The sequence below is a fragment of the Mycobacterium sp. 155 genome, assembly GCF_000373905.1.
In the GTDB taxonomy this organism is placed as follows: Bacteria; Actinomycetota; Actinomycetes; order Mycobacteriales; family Mycobacteriaceae; genus Mycobacterium.
Genome location: NZ_KB892705.1, coordinates 499,239 through 520,264 on the forward strand (window position 1 = coordinate 499,239; position 21,026 = coordinate 520,264).

25 protein-coding genes and 1 tRNA gene are annotated in these 21,026 nt (G+C 65.6%); 19 read left to right on the forward strand and 7 right to left on the reverse strand.

The annotated features are described in order from the left end of the window. Positions 1-4: 4 nt before the first annotated feature. The 10 genes from B133_RS0102310 (at position 5) to rdgB (ending at position 7,042) form a co-directional block, all read left to right on the forward strand. Entirely contained in the window at positions 5-583 is a 579-nt protein-coding gene (locus B133_RS0102310) for a DUF2017 domain-containing protein (RefSeq protein WP_018599099.1), read from the forward strand. Continuing rightward, on the forward strand, positions 584-1,603 hold the full coding sequence (locus B133_RS0102315; RefSeq protein ID WP_018599100.1) for a P1 family peptidase: 1,020 nt from the start codon (positions 584-586) through the stop codon (positions 1,601-1,603). Next, complete coding sequence (locus tag B133_RS0102320) at positions 1,548-2,033, forward strand: Mov34/MPN/PAD-1 family protein (protein WP_198290970.1); 486 nt, start codon at positions 1,548-1,550, stop codon at positions 2,031-2,033. The genes B133_RS0102315 and B133_RS0102320 overlap by 56 nt, the downstream gene beginning before the upstream one ends. Positions 2,034-2,064: 31 nt before the next feature. After that, a complete protein-coding gene (locus tag B133_RS0102325; RefSeq protein WP_018599102.1) occupies positions 2,065-2,337 on the forward strand; it encodes a MoaD/ThiS family protein in 273 nt (90 codons plus the stop codon). 3 nt (positions 2,338-2,340) lie between these two features. Further along, positions 2,341-3,315, forward strand: coding sequence for a cysteine synthase (locus tag B133_RS0102330; RefSeq protein WP_018599103.1), 975 nt, complete (start codon positions 2,341-2,343; stop codon positions 3,313-3,315). Between the two features lie 10 nt (positions 3,316-3,325). Continuing rightward, positions 3,326-3,991 carry a rhomboid family intramembrane serine protease gene (locus B133_RS0102335; protein WP_018599104.1) on the forward strand — a complete coding sequence of 222 codons (666 nt, stop codon included), beginning with the start codon at positions 3,326-3,328 and terminating at the stop codon, positions 3,989-3,991. Further along, a complete protein-coding gene (murI, locus tag B133_RS0102340; RefSeq protein WP_018599105.1) occupies positions 3,988-4,812 on the forward strand; it encodes a glutamate racemase in 825 nt (274 codons plus the stop codon). Before B133_RS0102335 ends, murI begins: the two co-directional genes overlap by 4 nt. Positions 4,813-4,876: 64 nt before the next feature. Next, the gene (locus B133_RS0102345) at positions 4,877-5,641 is read left to right on the forward strand and encodes a cyclic nucleotide-degrading phosphodiesterase (RefSeq protein ID WP_026255882.1); all 765 of its coding nucleotides are present in this window, start codon (positions 4,877-4,879) and stop codon (positions 5,639-5,641) included. A gap of 9 nt (positions 5,642-5,650) precedes the next feature. After that, on the forward strand, positions 5,651-6,430 hold the full coding sequence (gene rph / locus B133_RS0102350) for a ribonuclease PH (protein WP_018599107.1): 780 nt from the start codon (positions 5,651-5,653) through the stop codon (positions 6,428-6,430). Positions 6,431-6,436: 6 nt separating this feature from the next. Further along, positions 6,437-7,042 carry an RdgB/HAM1 family non-canonical purine NTP pyrophosphatase gene (gene rdgB / locus B133_RS0102355; protein ID WP_018599108.1) on the forward strand — a complete coding sequence of 202 codons (606 nt, stop codon included), beginning with the start codon at positions 6,437-6,439 and terminating at the stop codon, positions 7,040-7,042. A 124-nt stretch (positions 7,043-7,166) separates the two neighbouring features. Here the strand turns inward: rdgB and B133_RS0102360 are convergent, their stop codons facing one another. Beyond that, complete coding sequence (locus B133_RS0102360; RefSeq protein ID WP_018599109.1) at positions 7,167-7,517, reverse strand: DUF3817 domain-containing protein; 351 nt, start codon at positions 7,515-7,517, stop codon at positions 7,167-7,169. Beyond that, positions 7,514-7,885: a hypothetical protein gene (locus B133_RS0102365; protein ID WP_018599110.1), complete on the reverse strand. Its 372-nt coding sequence runs from the start codon at positions 7,883-7,885 to the stop codon at positions 7,514-7,516. Before B133_RS0102365 ends, B133_RS0102360 begins: the two co-directional genes overlap by 4 nt. Positions 7,886-8,043: 158 nt before the next feature. Between B133_RS0102365 and B133_RS0102370 the strand changes: the two genes are divergently transcribed. Both B133_RS0102370 and B133_RS0102375 read left to right on the forward strand, forming a co-directional pair. After that, positions 8,044-8,125: transfer RNA gene (locus B133_RS0102370), tRNA-Leu, on the forward strand. Positions 8,126-8,505: 380 nt separating this feature from the next. After that, positions 8,506-8,874 (forward strand): STAS/SEC14 domain-containing protein, encoded by a 369-nt coding sequence (locus B133_RS0102375; RefSeq protein ID WP_018599111.1) that lies wholly within the window; start codon positions 8,506-8,508, stop codon positions 8,872-8,874. Between the two features lie 173 nt (positions 8,875-9,047). Here B133_RS0102375 and B133_RS0102380 read toward each other — a convergent pair whose 3' ends face one another. Together B133_RS0102380 and B133_RS0102385 are read right to left on the reverse strand one after the other, a co-directional pair. After that, positions 9,048-10,298, reverse strand: coding sequence for an NAD(P)/FAD-dependent oxidoreductase (locus tag B133_RS0102380; RefSeq protein WP_018599112.1), 1,251 nt, complete (start codon positions 10,296-10,298; stop codon positions 9,048-9,050). Next, the gene (locus tag B133_RS0102385) at positions 10,295-10,648 is read right to left on the reverse strand and encodes a bifunctional 3-phenylpropionate/cinnamic acid dioxygenase ferredoxin subunit (RefSeq protein ID WP_198290971.1); all 354 of its coding nucleotides are present in this window, start codon (positions 10,646-10,648) and stop codon (positions 10,295-10,297) included. Before B133_RS0102385 ends, B133_RS0102380 begins: the two co-directional genes overlap by 4 nt. 238 nt (positions 10,649-10,886) lie before the next feature. On the opposite strand from B133_RS0102385, the gene B133_RS0102395 reads away from it, so the two are divergent. The 3 genes from B133_RS0102395 to B133_RS0102405 all read left to right on the forward strand — a co-directional run bounded on the left by B133_RS0102395 (position 10,887) and on the right by B133_RS0102405 (position 13,676). Beyond that, on the forward strand, positions 10,887-12,071 hold the full coding sequence (locus B133_RS0102395; protein WP_018599115.1) for an aromatic ring-hydroxylating dioxygenase subunit alpha: 1,185 nt from the start codon (positions 10,887-10,889) through the stop codon (positions 12,069-12,071). Positions 12,072-12,137: 66 nt separating this feature from the next. Next, the gene (locus B133_RS0102400) at positions 12,138-12,920 is read left to right on the forward strand and encodes an IclR family transcriptional regulator (RefSeq protein ID WP_018599116.1); all 783 of its coding nucleotides are present in this window, start codon (positions 12,138-12,140) and stop codon (positions 12,918-12,920) included. A gap of 39 nt (positions 12,921-12,959) precedes the next feature. Continuing rightward, positions 12,960-13,676: a nucleoside/nucleotide kinase family protein gene (locus B133_RS0102405; protein ID WP_051088083.1), complete on the forward strand. Its 717-nt coding sequence runs from the start codon at positions 12,960-12,962 to the stop codon at positions 13,674-13,676. A gap of 51 nt (positions 13,677-13,727) precedes the next feature. Here the strand turns inward: B133_RS0102405 and B133_RS22275 are convergent, their stop codons facing one another. Continuing rightward, on the reverse strand, positions 13,728-14,108 hold the full coding sequence (locus tag B133_RS22275) for a TetR/AcrR family transcriptional regulator (protein ID WP_232423338.1): 381 nt from the start codon (positions 14,106-14,108) through the stop codon (positions 13,728-13,730). Between the two features lie 300 nt (positions 14,109-14,408). Between B133_RS22275 and B133_RS0102415 the strand changes: the two genes are divergently transcribed. Beyond that, a complete protein-coding gene (locus B133_RS0102415; protein WP_018599120.1) occupies positions 14,409-15,557 on the forward strand; it encodes a thiolase family protein in 1,149 nt (382 codons plus the stop codon). A gap of 59 nt (positions 15,558-15,616) precedes the next feature. Here the strand turns inward: B133_RS0102415 and B133_RS0102420 are convergent, their stop codons facing one another. Further along, positions 15,617-15,955: a hemophore-related protein gene (locus B133_RS0102420; RefSeq protein ID WP_018599121.1), complete on the reverse strand. Its 339-nt coding sequence runs from the start codon at positions 15,953-15,955 to the stop codon at positions 15,617-15,619. A 276-nt stretch (positions 15,956-16,231) separates the two neighbouring features. Between B133_RS0102420 and B133_RS0102425 the strand changes: the two genes are divergently transcribed. After that, positions 16,232-17,503, forward strand: coding sequence for a low temperature requirement protein A (locus tag B133_RS0102425; protein ID WP_018599122.1), 1,272 nt, complete (start codon positions 16,232-16,234; stop codon positions 17,501-17,503). Here B133_RS0102425 and B133_RS0102430 read toward each other — a convergent pair. Beyond that, on the reverse strand, positions 17,488-18,756 hold the full coding sequence (locus B133_RS0102430; protein ID WP_018599123.1) for a nitrate/nitrite transporter: 1,269 nt from the start codon (positions 18,754-18,756) through the stop codon (positions 17,488-17,490). The two genes, B133_RS0102425 and B133_RS0102430, sit on opposite strands and share 16 nt — an antisense overlap. 309 nt (positions 18,757-19,065) lie before the next feature. Between B133_RS0102430 and B133_RS0102435 the strand changes: the two genes are divergently transcribed. Both B133_RS0102435 and B133_RS0102440 read left to right on the forward strand, forming a co-directional pair. Beyond that, entirely contained in the window at positions 19,066-19,674 is a 609-nt protein-coding gene (locus tag B133_RS0102435) for a MerR family transcriptional regulator (RefSeq protein ID WP_232423238.1), read from the forward strand. A gap of 221 nt (positions 19,675-19,895) precedes the next feature. Then, on the forward strand, positions 19,896-20,609 hold the full coding sequence (locus B133_RS0102440) for a DUF1906 domain-containing protein (RefSeq protein WP_026255886.1): 714 nt from the start codon (positions 19,896-19,898) through the stop codon (positions 20,607-20,609). The last annotated feature ends 417 nt before the right edge of the window (positions 20,610-21,026 follow it).

Sequence of the window (21,026 nt, forward strand, 5' to 3'; positions counted from 1 at the left end):
GACTGTGCGCAAATGGAAGCGGGTCCAGACCGCTGACGGCCCGCGGTTCCGCTCGTCGTTGGCCGCCCATGAGGCGGTATTGCTGCGGAACCTGGTGACCTCACTGCTGGGCATGCTCGAGGAGCGTGAATCCTCCGTGCCCGCAGACGAACTGCACGCCATCACCGGCATCCGGACCGGCAATCCGCAGCCGCCGCAGGACGAAACCCTGCGCCGGCTGCTCCCTGATTTCTACCGGCCGGCCACCGAGCACCCGGCCGGCTCCGGCACGGCCGAAAGTCTCAACGGCGCGCTGCGCGGCCTGCACGAACCCGCGATCATCGACGCCAAACGCGATGCGGCGCAACGGCTGCTGGAAACGGTTCCGGACGGCGGCGGCAAGTTCGAGCTGACCGAGAGCGACGCGCAGGCGTGGGCGGCCGCGGTCAACGACGTCCGGCTGGCGCTCGGCACCATGCTCGATATCGGGCCGGACGGGTCGCACCGGTTGCCCCGGGAGCACCCGATGGCGGGGCATCTGGACGTATACCAGTGGTTGACGGTGCTGCAGGAGTACCTCGTCCTGGGACTCATGGGCAAGTAGATGGGCTCGATCACCGATGTCGGCGGAATCCTGGTCGGCCACCATCACCGCATCGACCCGGATGCGACCCTGGGCGCCGGTTGGGCGGCGGGTACGACCGTCGTGATCGCGCCACCAGGCACTGTCGGCGCCGTCGACGGCCGCGGCGGTGCGCCGGGCACCCGGGAGACCGATCTGCTCGACCCGATCAACACGGTCCGCCACGTCGACGCCGTGGTGCTGTCCGGCGGTAGTGCGTACGGCCTGGCCGCTGCCGACGGCGTGATGACCTGGCTGGAGGAACGCGGCCGCGGCGTGGCGATGGACGGCGGAGTGGTGCCGATCGTGCCGGCCGCGGTCATCTTCGATCTGCCGGTCGGCGGTTGGGCCAACCGGCCGACCGCAGAGTTCGGCTACGCGGCGGCCGACGCGGCAGGCACGGAATTCGGGCTCGGTACCTTCGGCGCGGGCGTAGGTGCCAGGGCCGGTGTGCTCAAAGGCGGAGTCGGCACGGCATCGACCGTCCTGGCCAACGGGGCGACCGTGGGGGCATTGGTGATCGTCAACGCCGTAGGCGATGTCGCGGACCCGGCCACGGGGCTGCCATGGATGGCCGCGCTGACCGAGGAATTCGGGCTGGTCGCGCCACCCGCGGACCAGCTCGCCGCCTACGCCGACCGGCACATCGAATTGAGCCCGCTCAACACCACCATCGCAGTCGTCGCCACCGACGCCGCGCTGAGCCCGGCGGCGTGTCGTCGCGTCGCGGTGGCCGCGCACGACGGGCTGGCCCGCGCCATCTCGCCCTGCCACACCCCGCTGGATGGCGATACGGTCTTCGCGCTGGCCACCGGTTCCGTCGTGGTCGAACCGGATCCGCGAACCCCCGCCGCGATGTCGCCCGAGACCATGTTGGTGGCTCAGATCGGGGCGGCCGCCGCCGACGTGCTGGCCCGCGCGGTTCTGGTCGGGGTGCTGGCTGCGGATGCGGTGGCAGGAATACCCACCTACCGTGACATGTTGCCGGGAGCGTTCGAATGAAGGGAGCCGTGCTGTGCTGGTGATCCGCGGTGACCTTGTCGAGGCCATGGTGGCCCATGCGCGGGCGGACCATCCTGACGAGGCGTGCGGGGTGATCGCGGGGGCCGAGGGTTCCGACCAGCCCGACCGGTTCATCTCCATGGCCAATGCCGAGCGGTCGCCGACGTTCTACCGGTTCGACTCGATGGAGCAGTTCAAGGTGTGGCGCGGGATGGACGAGGCTGACGAGGTGCCCGTCGTCATCTACCACTCGCACACCGCGACCGAGGCCTATCCGAGCCGCACCGACATCTCGTTGGCCCAAGAGCCCGACGCGCATTACGTGCTGATCTCGACCCGTGACCCGAACGAGCATGAACTGCGCAGCTACCGCATCCTCGACGGTGTCGTCACCGAGGAACCCGTCCAGATCGTCGAGCAGTACCAATGAGCAGTATCAAGCTGTAGAAGGAAACCGCCGCATGTCTATTTCTGTCTCGATCCCGACTATCCTGCGTCCGCACACCGGTGGGCAGAAGCGGGTCAACGCCTCCGGCGACACGCTGGCCGCGGTGATCAGCGATCTGGAGGCTAACTATTCGGGCATCTCCGACCGGCTGGTCGATAACGGCAAGCTGCACCGCTTCGTCAACATCTATGTCAACGACGAGGACGTGCGATTCTCCGGCGGCCTGGACACCGCGATCGCCGACGGCGACTCGGTGACCATCCTGCCGGCCGTCGCTGGCGGGTAACGCATGGCACGGCACGATTCACTGTTGCAGGCCCTCGGCGACACACCGCTGGTCGGACTGCAGAACCTCTCACCCCGCTGGGACGACGGCGATGACGGAACGCCACACGTACGGTTGTGGGCCAAGCTGGAGGACCGCAATCCGACCGGCTCGATCAAGGACCGACCTGCGCTGCGGATGATCGAACAGGCCGAACACGACGGGCTGTTGGAACCCGGGGCCACCATCCTGGAACCGACCAGTGGCAACACCGGAATCTCGCTGGCGATGGCGGCCCTGCTCAAGGGCTACAACATGATCTGCGTGATGCCGGAGAACACTTCGATCGAGCGCCGCCAGATCCTGGAGCTCTACGGCGCGCGCATCATCTTCAGCCCGGCCGAAGGCGGTTCCAACACCGCTGTGGCGACGGCCAAAGAGCTTGCCGCGCAAAACCCGTCATGGGTGATGCTGTACCAATACGGGAATCCGGCCAACTCCGATGCGCATTATCACGGCACCGGTCCGGAGCTGCTGGCCGATCTGCCGGAGATCACCCACTTCGTCGCCGGGCTGGGCACCACGGGCACTCTGATGGGCACCGGCCGGTTCTTGCGTGAACATGTGCCCGGCGTGCGGATCGTCGCCGCCGAACCCCGCTACGGCGAGGGGGTGTACGCGCTGCGCAACATCGACGAGGGCTTCATCCCCGAGCTCTACGACCCCGATGTGCTGACCACCCGCTTCTCCGTCGGGTCCTACGACGCCGTCAAGCGCACCCGCGACCTGGTGACCCGGGAAGGCATTTTCGCCGGCATCTCCACCGGCGCGGTGTTGCACGCCGCGCTGGGGATGGGGGCCAAGGCGGTCGAGGCGGGTGAGCGCGCGGACATCGCGTTCGTGGTGGCCGACGCCGGATGGAAGTATCTGTCGACCGGTGCCTACGCCGGTAGCCTGGATGACGCGGAAGACGCGTTGGAAGGGCAGTTGTGGGCATAGAGGTGCGGGCATGAGCATGAACAGCCCGGGTCTGCCGGTTCCGACCACGCCGAACAAGCCTCCGGCGTGGAAGGTCGGCGGCATCACCATGCTCACCTTCGTCGCGCTGCTCTACGTCATCGAACTGGCTGATCAGCTCTCCGGCGGGCGGCTGGACCGCAACGGCATCCGGCCGCTGGAGGCCGACGGCCTGTGGGGCATTCTGTTCGCGCCGTTGCTGCACGCCAACTGGCAGCACCTCATGGCCAACACCGTTCCGGCGCTCGTGCTGGGCTTCCTCGTGACGCTGGCCGGGATGAGCCGGTTCGTCTGGGCGACGGCCATCGTCTGGATCCTCGGCGGCTTCGGCACCTGGCTGATCGGCGATGTGGGCGGATGCACCCTGCCGACCAACCACATCGGGGCATCCGGGCTGATCTTCGGCTGGCTGGCATTTCTGATGGTGTTCGGCTGGTTCACCCGCCACCTCTGGCAGATCGTCGTGGGCGTGCTGGTGCTGTTCATCTACGGCGGCGTGCTGTGGGGAGCGATTCCCGAGCTCAACACCTGTGGCGGGGTCTCGTGGCAGGGACATCTGTGCGGGGCCGTTGCGGGTGTGATTGCGGCGTATCTGTTGTCGGGGCCCGAACGTAAGGCCCGCCAACTTCGCAAGCCGACCAACCAGCTGACCTCATGAGAGACCCGCTCGCGCCGATCGGGATTTTCGATTCCGGTGTCGGTGGGCTCACCGTCGCCCGCGCCATCATCGATCAGCTGCCCGACGAGAACATCGTCTACGTCGGTGACACGGCCAACGGACCGTACGGGCCACTGACCATTCCGGAGATTCGAGCGCACTCTCTGGCGATCGGTGACGACCTGGTCGCCCGCGGGGTCAAGGCCTTGGTGATCGCGTGCAACACCGCGTCCTCGGCGTGCCTGCGCGACGCGCGGGAACGGTACGCCCCGGTGCCGGTGGTCGAGGTGATCCTGCCGGCGGTGCGTCGCGCAGTGGCCGCCACGCACAACGGCCGCATCGGCGTGATCGGCACCGCGGCGACCATCGCGTCGCGGGCGTACCAGGACGCTTTCGCCGCCGCTCGCGACACCGAGGTCATCGGCGTGGCCTGCCCACGGTTCGTCGACTTCGTCGAGCGCGGCGTGACCAGCGGGCGGCAGGTACTCGGCCTGGCCGAGGGATACCTTGAGCCGCTGCAGCGTGCCGAGGTGGACACCCTGGTGCTGGGCTGCACGCACTACCCGATGCTGTCGGGACTGATCCAGCTGGCGATGGGCGACCATGTCACTTTGGTGTCCTCGGCCGAGGAGACCGCCAAGGATCTGCTGCGGGTGCTCACCGAACTCGATTTGCTGAAACCGCACGGGGTTTCCCCGGCCCGACGAATCTTCGAAGCAACCGGCGATCCGGAGGCGTTCACCGCCCTGGCGGCCCGGTTCCTGGGACCGAGCCTCGACGGCGTCCGGCAGGTGGGGCGTCACGCCGGCGCTGGAACATGATCCCCGTCGCTCAAACCGGCCATGTCTTGGCGACATGCATGCCAGGCATGGCAAGCTAGGCACTGTGCGTTTGACCGTCCTGGGATGCTCCGGCAGCGTTGTCGGCCCAGACTCGCCGGCGTCGGGATATCTCGTCACCGCGCCGGACACCGTCCCGATGGTCCTCGACTTCGGCGGGGGCGTACTGGGGGCGTTGCAACGCCACGCCGACCCCAATGCCGTCAACGTGTTGCTGTCGCATCTGCATGCCGATCACTGCCTCGACCTGCCCGGACTCTTTGTCTGGCGGCGCTACCACCCGACGCCGGCCACCGAGCGCGGCATCATGTACGGGCCCGCCAACACCTGGGCGCGGCTGGGTGCGGCGTCGTCGCCCGAGGGTGGCGAGATCGATGACTTCACCGATATCTTCGACGTCCGCAACTGGGTGGACGGCGAATCTGTCGAGCTGGGTGCAGTGACTATCACGCCACGGTTGGTATGCCATCCCACCGAGTCGTATGGCATGCGGTTCACCGACCCGTTCGGTGCGACGCTGGTGTACAGCGGGGATACCGGCTTCTGCGACGCGCTTGTGGATCTGGCGCGCGGTGCCGACGTGTTCCTGTGCGAGGCATCGTGGACCGATGATCCGTCCCGGCCGCCGCGGCTGCATCTGTCGGGCGCCGAGGCCGGTCGCGCTGCTGCCGCGGCCGGCGTGGGCGAGTTGCTGCTGACCCACATTCCGCCGTGGACCTCGCGCGAGGACGTGATCAGCGAGGCCAAGGCCGAGTTCGACGGTCCGGTGCACGCCGTGGTGTGCGGCGAGGTATTCGACATCACCCGATAGGGTTGGCGGGTGTCCAGACGAGAAGATGGCCGCCTCGACGATGAACTGCGGCCGGTAGTTATCACCCGCGGCTTCACCAATCACCCGGCAGGCTCGGTACTGGTGGAATTCGGCCAGACCCGTGTCATGTGCACCGCGTCGGTGACCGAAGGCGTGCCGCGCTGGCGCAAGGGGACCGGGCAGGGCTGGCTGACCGCCGAATACGCGATGCTGCCGGCCGCCACCCACGACCGGTCGGATCGAGAGTCGGTCAAGGGTCGCATCGGCGGTCGCACGCAGGAGATCAGCAGGCTCGTGGGCCGCTCGCTGCGGGCGTGCATCGACCTGGGGGCGTTGGGGGAGAACACCATTGCCATCGACTGCGATGTGCTGCAGGCCGATGGCGGCACCCGCACCGCAGCCATCACCGGGGCCTACGTCGCGCTGGCCGATGCGGTGACCTACCTGGCCGCTGCGGGACGGCTCTCAGATCCGCGGCCGCTGTCGTGTGCCATCGCGGCGGTGTCGGTCGGCGTGGTCGACGGCCGCGTGCGGGTCGATCTGCCCTATATCGAGGATTCCCGTGCCGAGGTGGACATGAACGTCGTAGCCACGGACACCGGAACGCTCGTCGAGGTCCAGGGCACCGGCGAAGGTGCGACCTTCCCGCGGTCGACGCTGGACAAGCTGTTGGACGCCGCGCTCGGCGCATGCGAGCAGCTGTTCGTGATCCAGCGGGAGGTACTGGAGTTGCCGTACCCCGGTGTGCTGCCGGAAGGCCCGGCCCCGAAGAAAGCCTTCGGAAGCTGAGCTTGAATGCCTGAGCTGCTGGTCGCGAGCCGCAACCCGAAGAAGCTCGCCGAGCTTCGGCGCGTGTTGGATGCCGCCGGAGTGTCGGGACTTTCGCTGCTGTCCCTGGCCGACGTGGCGCCTTTCGACGAGGCACCCGAGACCGGCGCGACGTTCGAGGACAACGCGCTCGCCAAGGCCACCGACGGGTTCCGGGCAACCGGTCTGGCCTGTGTGGCCGACGATTCCGGGATCGCCGTCGCGGCCTTGAACGGCATGCCCGGTGTGCTGTCGGCGCGGTGGTCGGGGTTGCACGGCGACGACGCCGCCAACACCGCACTGCTGCTGGGGCAATTGGCGGATGTCCCTGACGAACGGCGGGGCGCGGCTTTCGTCTCGGCCTGTGCCCTGGTGTCTGCCTCCGGTTCGACGGTGGTGCGCGGCGAGTGGCCCGGGACGGTCACCCGCGAACCCCGCGGCGACGGCGGCTTCGGCTATGACCCGGTGTTCCTACCCGATGGGTCAACCCTGACGGCAGCCGAGCTGACCCCCGCTGAGAAGGATGCCGTGTCGCACCGCGGCCGGGCGCTCGCGTTATTGGTACCGGCGTTGCGGGAGTTGGCCGGCGAGTAGCTTGGCGACGGCGAGCGTCCACTTTGTCACGCCAGCGTGGCTCTCGGCTTCGAACGCCACTCCAGCGTGACATTGGTGCCGCGTTCGGGCGCGGGTGCTGCGAGCCAGTCGCACGGTGTCTGTCTCAGAGGCTGAAGCGCTCTTTGATGGCGATGGTGTTGAAGTGCTCGACAATGATGCCCAGCAGCGGGATGGTGCCGGCGAGCAGAGTGCCAATGGTCTTGCCGAGAGGCCAGCGGATCTTGACCGCGAGGTTCGCGGTGAACAGCAGGTAGACGAAGTACACCCAGCCGTGAACGATGCCGATCCAACTGGGCGGGTTGTCCACCTGGACGATGTACTTGAGCACCATCTCGTAGCAGAGTGCGATCAACCACAGACCCGTGGCCCAGGCCATCACGCGGTAGCCCAGCAGCGCTTTACGGATAGTGTCCTTGGGCGTGGTGACTTCGGTGTCCGGTTCGGGTGCCGTCATCTGTCGGTCCTGTCTTTCTTCTCGGCATCGCGCTTGGCCAGTTCAGCGAGGTAGCGGTTGTACTCGCTCATCACCTGATCGTCGTCTTGTGTTGCAGGCCTTGGCCTTTCGGGTAGTAGCCCGGCAGGGATCTCGGTCTGCTTTGCCACCGGTTGTGGTGGAGTGTCCTCGTAACGGACGAACTTGTAATACGCATAGAAGCAGAAGGCGGCGAACATCGGCCACTGCAGGGCGTAGCCCAGGTTCTGGAAGCTACCCGAGACCGATTCATACCGCGTCCACTGCCACCAGGCCAGCCCCATACAGCCAGCCGCGCCCAGGCAGACCAACGCGATGAGCGCCGGCCTCCTACGCCTTGTAGTGGACATTAGTCCACGGTACCGCGCGGTCCTGGATCAGCTCGCATCCGTCAGACCTTCGGGCTGGCGGACGGCATGTCCGTCCTTTTCGGGGGCGTTGATGTCAACGTAGCGAGTGACACCGACAGATTGAGCAGCACGACGGGGCGCTAGGCTGATGCGCAAACGCGCGAGTGTCGGAACTGGCAGACGAGATGGATTTAGGTTCCATTGCCTTAGGGCGTGGGGGTTCGAGTCCCCCCTCGCGCACTGTTAGGTCCCTTTGGGCCTCCACGGGAGCCGCGTTCGACTTCACCGCGTTGAGAATGGCGACGACGTTGTCGACGTCGCCTGTTCAGGTCATCGAGCGTTGGCGGCTTGGCGCGGAGCCTGGGTATGTTCAAGGGCGGTGACCAGGTCGAGTCGGTCTCAAACAGTCTCTGGGTCAAGGACTTCTGCAGAGAACCGTGTGCCCCCGCAGATCTTGGCTGGAGAATTCCAGGTTGCTCGACATACTGCGCAAGTCACTGACCACCCCAGATGATTGGACCGAACCGGACTGTCTACCAGTCGACTCCGACGAATCACGGGGGATTGCTGCATCTGGGAAGATGGATGTGCCTGGTAAGACTCATGTCAGGAGGAGACCAATGATCGAATTACTGCCCGACCTGCCAGACGGGGTGTTCGGGGTTCGGGTGTCGGGTCATGTCAGCGGCGATGAGATGCGGCAGTTCCGACCGGCTATGGACGACCTGTCGAAGAATAGTGAGATCCGGATCGTCGAGGTCATCGATTCGGACTATGCGGGCTTTGGGCCCGGCGGACTGATCGAGGATCTCAAACTCGGACTCGGGCTGGTGGCCCACCATCACTCGGCGTTCAAACGGATTGCCGTTGTGTCGGACAAGGATTGGGTGGCCCACGCCATGCATGCGTTCGCCTGGATGGTTCCCGGCGAGCTCCGAGTCTTTGGCCTTGATGAGCTCGACGCGGCCAAGGAATGGGCGGCGGGCTGAGCCTGCGGCTAGTGCCGTCACGTCGACGACGCCCTGCTACCCGACGAACCATTCTGCTGGGACGGAATCGCCGGCGAGGCTTGCCGAGGTGGCACCGAGATCATCTGTGCCCAACCACAATCCGTATCGAGCACCGAGTTGACCTGTGCTCACAGCATCTTGCTCGTGGTTCTTCAGGTGGCTGCCAGTTCGTCCGATAGCCCGTCGGCCCCGAACCCCGCGGTGTGCGCAGCGGCGGTGCGGGCGGCAACCTGCTCGGCGAGTTGACGCTCGATGAGCTTGCGGTGCCGGGTGAACAACCGCGGATTGTCCATGGCGAACACGGCCGTCGCGACGCCGTCGCGTTCGTAGAGTGCCACGAATGATGCGGAGCCGGGATCGCCGTCGATGAACCGGACGGTATCCCCAGGTTGGCGGTGCCCGGCGAATTGCAGTTGGCGCCCATACTGTTTCGACCAGAAGTACGGTGCGGCGGGTGGTCCCTGCGGCGCACCGAGGATCGCCGACGCGACGACGCGGGCTTGTTGGGTGGCGTTCGTCCAATGCTCACTGCGGTGGTGGGCTCCGAGATGGACGTTGAAGGACGTCGCGCAGTCGCCGACCGCATACACGCCGGGTGCCCCGGTACGGCAGCCGTCATCGGTGCGAAATCCGTTCTCGACGGCGATCTCCGAATGCGTCAACCACTCGGTGTTGGGGATCGCACCTATCCCGACGACCACCACGTCGGCGGCCAGTTCGGTGCCGTCGTCGAGCACCACGCCCGTCACGCGCTCTTCGCCGGTCACCCCGGACACGCAGACGCCGGTCAGCAATGTCACGTCATTCAGCCCGTGCAGCGCCGTACATGCCGTCGCCACTTCTTCGCCGAGGACGCCGACCAGTGGCGCCGTGGACATCTCGACGACGGTGACTTCGACGCCGCGGCTCGCTGCGGTGCTGGCGACCTCGGCTCCGATGAACCCGGCACCCACGACCACCAGCCGCCGTGCGTTCTCGAGGGAACCGCGCAGCGCACGCGCATCGTCGACCGTGCGCAACGTGTGCACGCCGGGCAGTGGCCGACAACCGGGTAGTGAACGAGCCCGCGCTCCGGTGGCGAGCACGACCGCCTCGGCGGTCAGCGTGCTGCCGTCGTCGAGCGTCACGGTATGGCCGCCGCTGGCATCGGATGTCAGTCCCACGGCGGCGCGGCCAAGCACCCAATTGGCTTGCAGGGCGTCGATGTCATCCGACTCGGCCAGCTCGATCGACGGCTGGCCGGTCAGATACTCCTTGGACAGCGGCGGACGGTCGTACGGCATGTGCGGCTCGTCGCCGATGACGGTGACCGGGCCTTGGTAGCCGGCCGCACGCAGCTCGCGGACAGTGGATAGTCCGGCCAGGGATGCGCCGACCACCACGACCGATGTCGGGCAGCTCATGCCGCGTCCACCTCGAGCCAGATCTGACCGTCCTCGGCGCCGACGCCATAGGTGCGTACTGCAATTTTCGCGGGCGGGCCGGATACCTCGCCCGTGCGCAGGTCGAAACAGGACTCGTGTAGCGGGCACTCCACGGTGCAGTCCTCGACCCAGCCGTCGGCCAGCGACGCGTCCTGATGGGTGCAGGTGTCATCGATGGCGAACAGTCCAGAGTCGGTGTGGAAGATTGTGATCGGATCCAGCCCCGGTAACCGCACGGTGAGTACCTCGCCGACCGGTAGTGCATCGAGTTGCCCGACGACGATACGGCCGGAGATCGGCTCGGTCAGCGGCACAGAAGACGCATCCACGGCCAGTCCTTTCTTTGTTGCGATAGACGCAACACACTCTTATAACGCAACAGTATGCCAGTGTGAGCCGCCTCACGTCAATCCGTTGACATGGCCTGGACCGTGGGCGATTATTGATGCGAATGACGCGCACGTTGCGTATTCAGCAACAGCTCGGAGGCAAGATGCGCAAGGTCGCCACCACCGATGCCGCAGCCCATCCCATCGGACTCTTCGACACACGACGATTGGTGAATTCATGACGACAATCGACAACCCCGCTCCGGCAGCGACGGGTGGCAACCCTGACGGGGGAACCCTGGTTCGGACGCTGGGCGGCGAATACTATTACGACCCTGGGATTTTCCGCGCCGAGCAAGAGAACATCTTCGAGGCAATGTGGTTCTGCTCGGTGCGCAGTGCGGATCTGCCCGACCCGGGAGATTTCCGCAAGGTCCAGGTAGGCCGGGAGAGCGTGCTGATCGTCCGTGGCCGAGACAAGCAGCTACGTGCCTTCCTGAACATCTGCCGGCATCGCGGAGCGATGCTGTGCACCGAGGACTCCGGCGCAGTCAAGCGCCATCTGCGCTGCCCATACCATGCCTGGACCTACGGGCTGGACGGCAAGCTGGTCGCGGCGCCCAATCTGGGCGCGCTGAAGGACGACAATGGCGTCGACATCGACCGCACCGAATACGGTCTGGTGCCGGTCGCGCTCCGTGAGTGGCTCGGCTACGCCTGGGTCTGTCTGGCCGAAGAGCCGCCGTCTTTCGAGACCGACGTGATCGGTGCCGTCACTGAGCGGCTGGGTGATCCGACCGCGATCGACCACTACCACGTAGATGAGTTGTCGGTGGGCCGCCGCGTCGTCTACGACGTCGCCGCCAACTGGAAGCTCATCGTCGAAAACTTCATGGAGTGCTACCACTGCGCCACCATTCACCCTGAGCTCACCGAAGTGCTGCCGGAATTCGCCGACGGCCTTGCCGCCCAGTACTTCGTCGGCCACGGTGCCGCGTTCGGCGAGGACATCGACGGGTTCACCATCGATGGTCGGGCCGGTTTCGACACGATTCCCGGGGTGACCGACGATCAGCAACGCAAGTACTACGCGATCACGGTGCGGCCGACGGTATTCATCAACCTCGTGCCCGATCACGTGATCCTGCATCGGATGTTCCCGCTGGCCGCTGACCGCACAATCGTGGAGTGCGATTGGCTGTTCAGTCCCGACGTGGTGGCCTCGGGTCGCGACGTCGAGCATTCGATGGAGCTGTTCCACCGGGTCAACCAACAGGATTTCGACGCCTGTGAACGTACGCAACCGGCGATGTCGTCGCGGGCGTACCGAAACGGGGGGGTACTGGTACCCGCCGAGCACCACATCGGGGAGTTTCATCGGTGGACGCTGGACAAACTGGGCGACACCCGGCCGAAGGGCTAGCGGCGGGTGCGGCAGGCTGAACGGAAGACTCATATGCTCGCCTTGCACCCTTACACTGGACGCGCTATGAGCGTGCCCAGCAACAGCCGTCAGCCGGCCGCGGCTGTCCAGTCGGTCGACCGTGCCCTGCAGGTGCTCGAGATCCTGGCCAAGCTGCAGACGGCCGGGGTCACCGAGATCGCGGCCGAGATCGGCGTCCACAAGTCGACGGTGTCCCGGCTGATCGCGGTCCTGGAATCACGGGGATTCGTCGAGCAACTGTCCGACCGCGGCAAATACCAGCTGGGTTTCTCGATCGTGCGACTGGCCGGATCGACCACTGCTCGGATGGACCTGGTCAAGCAGTCCCAGGACATCTGTGATCAGGTCGCGGAGAGGACCGGTGAGAGCACCAACATCGCGATTCTCGACGGGGGCCGGATCATCAATATCGTCGAATCCGTCGGCCGGGGTGAAATCGCGCTGCGCAGCTGGGTCGGCCAGAGCTGCCCCGCACACGCCACGTCCAGTGGCAAGATCCTGCTGGCCGCGCTGCCGCCCTCGGAGGTGCGGGCCCGGCTGGGCCGCAGGCTGGACTCCTACACTCCTCGTACCATCGTCGATTTCGCCAGTCTCGGTACCGAACTCGAAGCCGCCAGGGAACAGGGATGGGCGCCGACGTGCGAGGAACTCGAGACCGGACTCAACGCGGTGGCGGCCCCGGTGCGCGATCACAACGGGTCCGTCATTGCCTCGCTGAGTATTTCGGGTCCGGCCTATCGGCTGGAGCAGTCCCGGTTCGATGAGATCGCTCGTGTGGCCATCGAAGCGGCCGAGCAGATCAGCCGGCGAATCGGCTACACCGGCTGAGGTGTGCAAGCCATCACGAGCACGCTGGTCGCGGGTCGGATGATTTGTTCGCCCGCAAACGGCCACAATGACGTCATCGAACACATCGGTTTTGATGATCTCGTCGCCCGCGTCGTTGCGCACGCCGAGCAGCCCGGCACGTCGATCGTCGGGATCGCCGGGCCGCCCGGTGCTGGCAAGACCACGCTCGCCGAGGCCGTGGTCGCCGCCACCACGGCGCGGCTGGGCGCGGCCGTTGTCGCCCACGTGCCGATGGACGGATTCCACCTCGCCGATGCCGAGTTGGGTCGCCTCGGTCGGCTGTCCCGCAAGGGCGCGCCCGACACCTTCGACGCCGCCGGGTACTCGGCACTGCTGCGACGGATCCGCAGTCCGCGCGGTGACGTGGTCTACGCGCCGGCCTTCGAGCGGGAGCTCGAGCAGCCCATAGCCGGCGCGATCGGGGTCGCGCCCGCAGCCCGGGTGGTCATCACCGAGGGGAACTACCTTCTTCTCGATGCGCCGCAATGGCGCGCAGTCGCAGCCGAGATCGACGAGATCTGGTACTGCACAGTCGATGACGCAGCGCGGGTGCGTCGGCTCATCGACCGTCACATCCGGTTCGGCAAATCCGTGGAGGCCGCGCGGCGCTGGGTGCAGGAGGTCGATGAGCCCAACGCCCGGCTGATCGCCGCCACCGCATCCCGAGCGGCCGGCATGGTGAGGACTGACCGCGTACCTCCGGCGACGAACTGGTCAGGAGAAGTGTCTCGCTGATCGCGACCGCGCCACGATGCCGCCGCGATGGTACGAGAATGTAGTTCTCGTTTACTCGGCGGCGAACCCTTGGGCGCAGAATTCCCACACTTCGTCGGCGGTGATCGGGTAGGGCCCGGTGCCGTCGGCGCCGCCGCTCGACTGCGCGACGAACATGACCGTCTGCATGGTCATCGCGGCCATCCGACGCGTATCGATGCCTTCGCGCAGCACGCCGGCGTCGGCGGCTTCCTCCATGAGTTCGGTGAACAGCGCCAACAGCAGCTCGTGCTTGCCGTCGAATTGGAGGTAGAAGCTCCGCAGCGACTGCCGCGAACGGTCGACGACCTCTTGCACCGTGAAGTCGGTGCTGCCCTTTTCGATGATGATCGCCTGCGCGGCATCCAGGAAGCGCTGAACGCGCTGCGCTACTCGCAGTTTGGCGGTTTTGATCGACCGCTCGACCGCCCGTTGCTTCTACGCGGGTTCTTCGCCGGCGGTGGTCACCGGCGGCTCGGATGGTTGTCGAGTCGGGCGAACATGCGCTGACTGTATCGGAAGGGCACCTTGCCATCGTGATGTCGGCATCGTCGCGGTAGGCGTATCGGAGACTTCGACTTTCTGGCAGAACAAAGAACATTCTCATGCTGCCCGATCGATGGCGGCATGGTTATGTGAGCTTGTGAGCTCGCTGACGTGGAACTGACGGCCTCGGCCTACCCGAAGGCCAAGTCCTAGATCGGAGCAACTGTCGTGCGCGAAACCGTCGTCGTCGAAGCCGTCCGCACGCCTGTCGGCAAACGCAACGGTGGATTGTCCCGGTTCCACGCCGCCGATCTGTCCGCACTCGTGCTCAACGCGCTCGTCGAGCGTGCCGGCATCAATCCCAACATCGTCGATGACGTGGTGTGGGGTTGCGTCTCGCAGGTCGGTGACCAGTCGAGCAACATCGGCCGCTACTCGGTGCTCGCGGCGGGTTGGCCCGAACACATCCCCGGCACCACGGTCAATCGGGCCTGCGGATCCAGCCAGCAGGCACTGGATTTCGCAGTGCAGGCGGTGATGTCGGGTCAACAGGACGTCGTGATTGCCGGCGGGGTCGAGGTGATGAGCCGGGTCCCACTCGGAGCGGCACGCGCCACCGGTCAGCCATATGGCCCGCAAGTACTCGACCGGTACCGGGGTTTCACCTTCAACCAGGGCATTTCGGCTGAAATGATCTCGCAGAGATGGGGTTTCAATCGAACCCGACTTGACGAGTACGCCGTGGCATCGCACGAACGGGCTGCTGCCGCGCAGGACAGCGGTGTCTTCGAGACGCAGACGATCACGGTGTTCCCCGATGACGGCGACCCCGTGGTGGACGACGAGGGCGTGCGGCGGGGAACCACGGTCGAGAAGCTGGCCGAGCTCAAGCCCGCGTTCGTCGAGGACGGCGTCATCCATGCCGGCAACTCGTCGCAGATCTCCGATGGCGCGGCAGCGTTGTTGGTGATGACTGAGGAAAACGCTGTGGCGATGGGGCTTTCGCCGATCGTGCGGTACCGTGCCGGCGCAGTCACCGGCGCCGACCCGGTGCTGATGCTGACCGGCCCGATCCCGGCCACCGAGAAAGTGCTGCACAAGGCCGGCGTTCGGCTCGACGAAGTCGGTGTGTTCGAGGTCAACGAAGCCTTCGCGCCGGTGCCGCTGGCCTGGCTCGTCGAAACGGGTGCCGACGAAGCCAAGCTCAACCCGCTGGGCGGTGCGATCGCGCTGGGGCATCCGCTCGGAGCGTCAGGTGCGGTCTTGATGACACGGATGATCAATCACATGCGCGACAAGGGAATTCGATACGGATTGCAAACCATGTGTGAGGGCGGCGGTACGGCAAACGCCACACTGGTCGAACTTGTCGGGTAAAACCCGAACCTCCCGGACCCGGTCACCGATGTCGGAACCGCGACCAGAGCCGCGGTCTCTCAGTAGTTGCTGCAGCTCCCGGCGATCGAGCTGATCGGCCCGAAGTACTGCGAAGCCGCCGGGCTGCTCTCCAACTGTGCGACTGTCTGTTGGCGATCGGACGGCGGTGAGGCCAGGAAGCTGCGCAGCGCGCCCTGTGCGAACGGCGATGTGTTGAACTCCTCGGCCAGCGCGGGCTGCTGCGCGTTGAGCGCCGCGATGACCTGGTCATAGGTGCACGTCGTGTTGATCACCGGACCGAAGTCGGGTGCCGCTGATGCGACACCGACAGACAAGGGCACGGACAACGCGACGCCACAGACAGCGATCGCCAGATTCGTGCGTGACAGCTTGACCATGTGTCGCTACCCCCATCATTGCTCGCCGTAGGCCGCCAGATTTGCCGAGGCGGTTCTCTAGATTGGACTCGTTCGAGGTTAACAGGGTCGGCCGACATCGCGTCCGCCACACGCACTGACCAGGGACGACATGGTCTGGCTTGCGAATTGCGCCTGTTATGCAGCGACCGTGAAGGCGCGGACGGTCTTGGGTGCCATCTGACAGCCCGGCGCTGCGGGGATCGCCGCTCACCCCGGTACCGTCACCTTCGACACCGATCGGGAGGACGCTGACACGTGGCCGAGGGCGATTCGAGTTCGCCGGTGCAGACCCACCGGATCCGCCGGATGTCGGGACGTGATCCCCATGAACTGCACCGGGTCTCCTCGCCGTTGGAGTTGTTGTTCGACCTGACCTTCGCAATCGCCTTCGGCGTGGCGGCCGCGCAGTTGGCGCATCTGCTGGCCGAGGGGCACGTGGCCGCCGGGCTGCTGGGTTTCGGGTTTGCGGTGTTCGCCATCTGGTGGGCGTGGATGAACTTCAGCTGGTTCGCCTCGGCGTATGACACCGATGACTGGATCTATCGGCTGATGACCATGGTGCAGATGGTCGGCGTCATCATCCTGGCACTGGGGCTCCCGCAGACCTTTGCCTCAATCGAACATGGCGGACACGTGGACAACACCGTCGTGGTGGCGGGGTATGTGGTGATGCGGATCGCCATGGTGGGCCAGTGGCTGCGGGCCGCGCGTCAAGATCCGGACCGGCGGTCCGCCTGCCTGACCTACGCGGTCGTGATCGTCGTCGCGCAGATCGGCTGGGTCGGCCAGATCCTGGTGAACACGTCGGCATCGGTGTTCGCGGCGAGCGCACTGGTACTGATGGCGTTCGAGATCTCTGGTCCATTCTTCGCCGAGCGCCGGATGGGCGGCACGCCCTGGCATGCCCACCACATCGCCGAGCGATACGGGCTGCTGGCGATCATCGCGCTCGGCGAGGGTGTCGTCGGAACGGTGGCGTCACTGTCTGCCGCGGTCGGTGAGCACGGCTGGTCCGCCGACGCGGTCGTGCTAGCGGTGGCCGGGACAGGTCTCACGTTCGGGATGTGGTGGGTGTACTTCCTGGTTCCGGCTGGCGAGTTGCTACATGCTCACCGCGAGGTCTCGTTCCTGTACGGATATCTGCATTTGGTGGTGTTCGGTTCGATCGTGGCGACCGGCGCCGGGCTGCACGTCGCGGCCTACTACTTCGAAGAGCAGTCCGCGCTGAGCGCGGTGGGCACCGTGATGGCTGTCGCGATTCCGGTTGGGGCCTACATCGCCGCCATGTTCGTCATCTATTCGTTGTTGGTCGGCGCATTCGATGCTTTCCACACCGGACTGCTGGTTGTCGCCGGTGCGGTATTGGCCATCGCGGTGGCGATGGCTGCCGCGGGCGTTCCTATGGCGCCGTGCCTGCTCGTGGTGACGGCGGCGCCGATGGTCATCGTGGCGGGTTTCGAACTGGTGGGGCATCGGCATGCCGGAGCGATCGTCGCCAGACGGCTGGCCGATCAGCGGGGCGAGTGAGTCTCGAAGCTCTCCAACAACATCCGGTCCTGCTCGACCTGCATGAGCCTGCGGGCCTTGCTACGGGTGATCAGGATGCCGATGGTGGCCAGCACCCAGATCGCGTATTGCACGGTCCAGGCCACCCGGAACGACGCGGCCGAATAGTCGCCGGCATGGGACAGGATGACTCCCATGGTCTGCATGACCAGCAGTGCCGCTATGAATCCGCCCATGTTGACCATGCCCTGTGCGGTGCCCAGCGTGGCGCTCGGATTGAACGTGCGGGCGAAGTCGAAGCCGACCATCGAACCCGGCCCGCCCACCGAGATGATCACGATGAGCACCACCAGCAGCCATAGCGGGGCGCGGCCCGGTAGTGCCAGCACCACAGTCCAGATCAGCGCGTTGCTTGCAACGATGCCGAGCACCAGGCGCGACCGGTGATGCGGGTGGCGGCCGGTGAAGATCCCGATCGCGATGCCCGCGACGATCGCGACCGCCACCGAGAGGGTCAGCAATGAGCCGGCCGCGGTCGTGGACAAGCCCTGCGCGACGGTCAGATAGGGCACACCCCACATCAGCGCAAACACCGTCACCGAGAACTGGGTGCCCATGTGAGTGAAGAAGCCCAGCCGTGTCCCGGGCCGCAGCCACACCGTTTTCACGCTGGCCAGGATGTCGTGGACGGTGGTGGTCTCGACCGTGACCACGCGCCCGTGCGGGCTGTTGCGAATCAAGGCGAACGCGAGTGTCATCGCCACCACTCCCAAAGCGGCCACGCTGAGATAGGCCGGGGTCCAGCCGGAACCGGTGAGCAGCGCCAGGAACGGCACTGCCGACAGCACCTGGCCGAACTGCCCGCAGATGCCGGTCAACTGGGTGACGAGCGGCACCTGCGCGGGTTTGAACCAGTGCGGCACCAGGCGCAGTACCGAGATGAAGGTGACCGCGTCGCCGAGGCCCACGATCGCGCGAGCCGTGAACGCCGCGGGCAAGGATTCGCTGACCGCCAACACCAATTGGCCTGTCGCCATCAGGGCGGCGCCGGAGACGATGAGCACGCGTGAGCCGAACCGGTCGAGCAGCAACCCGGCGGGCACCTGCGCACCGGCGTAGACGATCACCTGCAGCACGACGAAGCTCGACAGCACACTCGGATTGGCGGCAAACCGATCGGCGGCCTGCAGGCCGGAAACGCCGAGGGTGGTTCGGTCGAGTACCGCGACGATGTACGCAAGCAGTCCGGTGGCCCAGACGATCCAGGGACGCACTCGCGGCCTTTCGTCAAACGGATTTGTCTTGATATCCCGCAACATGGTCGCGCACGCGGGGGTGGCTTTCCAGTTCTGGCCAGGTGAATTCACTCACGGCGGCTCGCCGACCGCGCAGGTAATAGTTGGCTGTGATCGCAGTGACATGTGTAAATTCATGCCCGGTGGTCAATATATCTGCAGATGAAACGTGGGACAGCCCAGTTATCGGCTGTGTTGTTTCTGTGGTCAAAACTTCGCTCGTAGTCGTTTTGTCGGGGTAGGGTGGGGGAATGCATCGCTGTCCGGCTCGGCGCGGGAGTAGCCAGATTGGCTGAGTACCGGTTGGATGATCTGGCGCGAATCTCGGGCGTCAGCGCTAGGAACATCCGCGCCTATCGTGAGCGCGGGTTGCTCGATCCACCCCGTCGTGTCGGTCGTTCGGCGTACTACAGCGACACCCACCTGGCCCAACTGGCGGCGATCAGCCGGCTTCTCGGCAAAGGATTCAGTTCCGCGCACATCGCAGAGTTCTTCGATGGGCTGCGGCACGGCCAGAGCCTTGTCGACGTCCTGGGTATCCCGCCGACGGCGGTCGGTCAACAGGCCCGTCGTCTGCAGGTCGCCCCAGCAGATCCTGACTTGGGCACCCTTGTCTCGCGTGGTTTGGTGCGAATCATCGACGGCGCTGTGGTTCTGACCGATCCGGTGCTGGCGGAGGTCGTCGACCACATACCGGATCAACACATGTGGCTGCACGCTATCGCCCAGGTGGTCGCGTCGACCGATGCTGCGGTCGGCGCGCTTGCCGAGTCGGCGGTCGGGACGGTCGCCGACTGTTTGACCGATCAACAGGAGTCCGACAGCCGCGCTCTGGTGCATGCCGTGCTGTCCGGTCTGCTCGACCAGGCCGTCAAGCGGGCTGCTGCGATCGCCTGAGCGGCACACCCGCGAGGTGGCGGAGCCACGCTGAACTGCAAGCGCCGTAAGGAAATTCGCGGCACGGGCGACTTACCCGGCCCAGACGGTTCTTGATCGACAGGCTGGCGCCTTCGGTGGCGCCTCTCGACGTCGGTGTGAATCGTCGGTGTGAATATTGATAGAGATGTGACCAGTGGCGTTGATGTGAATATTGGGACGACTGTCGTAACCTGATATTCGTGTCGATGTCCCGGCGCGAGCTGCTCAGATGCGCCGCTGCTACACCCGCGCTGCTCGGGCTGGGCGGGCTGGTTGCCGCGCCGCCCGCAGGTGCCGCGCCGTTGGGCGTGCTGCTCGACTATGCCGCGGGCGTCATCAAGGCCTCCGACATTCGATCGGCGGGCGCAATCGGCGCGATCCGCTACGTCTCCGATCGTCGCCCCGGCGGCGCGTGGATGCTCGGTAAGCCGATCCAGCTTCCCGAGGCCCGCGATCTCTACCAGAACGGTATGAAGATCGTGTCCTGCTACCAGTACGGCAAGCAGGACACCGCGGACTGGCTGGGTGGACAGAACGCGGGTGTGCAGCACGCCAAGCGGGGCTGGCAACTTCATGTTGCCGCGGGCGGCCCCTACGGCGCGCCGATCTATGCATCCATCGATGACGACCCCACGCCCGAGCAGTACAAACAGCAAGTCGCACCTTATCTTCGGGGCTGGGAGTCGGTGATCGGCCACCAGCGCACCGGCGTCTACGCGAACTCCAAGACCATCGAGTGGGCGTTGCAGGACGGTCTCGGCTCCTACTTCTGGCAGCACAATTGGGGGTCCCCGGGCGGCGTCGCCCACCCCGCCGCGCAGCTGCATCAGGTCGAGATCGACAAGCGCAACGTCGGGGGAGTCGGGGTGGACATCAACCACATCCTCAAGCCGCAATTTGGCCAGTGGGACTGACCGGTAAGTCTTTTTCAGCAAACTTTTCGGATCCACCCGTACGGTTCGCTTGACATATGTCGCCTCAATGTCGACCGGCGACATGGCAGTCCGACGGGCTTCGTCGGCCCCGGATTTTAGATAACGATTTGATAACAATGCTGCTTTGATCTGCATTGTTGTTGCTACCCGAACGTAACCACCTGCCAGCAGGAAGTTTGTACCGAATGCGTTCTGCCGCTGTCGAACGCGGTGTTACGTTACCGGGGGTTACCCGTGCGTAGAACTCGTCAGTAACCAATCGCGCGGAGAAATGGCCGCTTGCTCTTATGACACCCTTAGTACGGCAGGGATGCTCACCCACCTTTCTGGACCACCCGGAACCTGAACCGGAGGCGGCTCCCTGCCGGATTCGACGCTGAATCGCCGATGGCCTAA

Bases quoted from the DNA above. Each gene is read 5' to 3' on its own strand.
- B133_RS0102395 (WP_018599115.1), top strand. From the start codon at position 10,887: ATGACGACAATCGACAACCCCGCTCCGGCAGCGACGGGTGGCAACCCT.
- B133_RS0102380 (WP_018599112.1), bottom strand. From the start codon at position 10,298: ATGAGCTGCCCGACATCGGTCGTGGTGGTCGGCGCATCCCTGGCCGGA.
- B133_RS0102360 (WP_018599109.1), bottom strand. From the start codon at position 7,517: ATGACGGCACCCGAACCGGACACCGAAGTCACCACGCCCAAGGACACT.
- B133_RS0102325 (WP_018599102.1), top strand. From the start codon at position 2,065: ATGTCTATTTCTGTCTCGATCCCGACTATCCTGCGTCCGCACACCGGT.
- B133_RS0102420 (WP_018599121.1), bottom strand. From the start codon at position 15,955: ATGGTCAAGCTGTCACGCACGAATCTGGCGATCGCTGTCTGTGGCGTC.
- B133_RS0102335 (WP_018599104.1), top strand. From the start codon at position 3,326: ATGAGCATGAACAGCCCGGGTCTGCCGGTTCCGACCACGCCGAACAAG.
- B133_RS0102365 (WP_018599110.1), bottom strand. From the start codon at position 7,885: ATGTCCACTACAAGGCGTAGGAGGCCGGCGCTCATCGCGTTGGTCTGC.
- murI (WP_018599105.1), top strand. From the start codon at position 3,988: ATGAGAGACCCGCTCGCGCCGATCGGGATTTTCGATTCCGGTGTCGGT.
- B133_RS0102375 (WP_018599111.1), top strand. From the start codon at position 8,506: ATGATCGAATTACTGCCCGACCTGCCAGACGGGGTGTTCGGGGTTCGG.
- B133_RS0102405 (WP_051088083.1), top strand. From the start codon at position 12,960: ATGATTTGTTCGCCCGCAAACGGCCACAATGACGTCATCGAACACATC.
- rdgB (WP_018599108.1), top strand. From the start codon at position 6,437: ATGCCTGAGCTGCTGGTCGCGAGCCGCAACCCGAAGAAGCTCGCCGAG.
- B133_RS0102330 (WP_018599103.1), top strand. From the start codon at position 2,341: ATGGCACGGCACGATTCACTGTTGCAGGCCCTCGGCGACACACCGCTG.
- B133_RS0102400 (WP_018599116.1), top strand. From the start codon at position 12,138: ATGAGCGTGCCCAGCAACAGCCGTCAGCCGGCCGCGGCTGTCCAGTCG.
- B133_RS0102315 (WP_018599100.1), top strand. From the start codon at position 584: ATGGGCTCGATCACCGATGTCGGCGGAATCCTGGTCGGCCACCATCAC.
- B133_RS0102320 (WP_198290970.1), top strand. From the start codon at position 1,548: ATGCGGTGGCAGGAATACCCACCTACCGTGACATGTTGCCGGGAGCGT.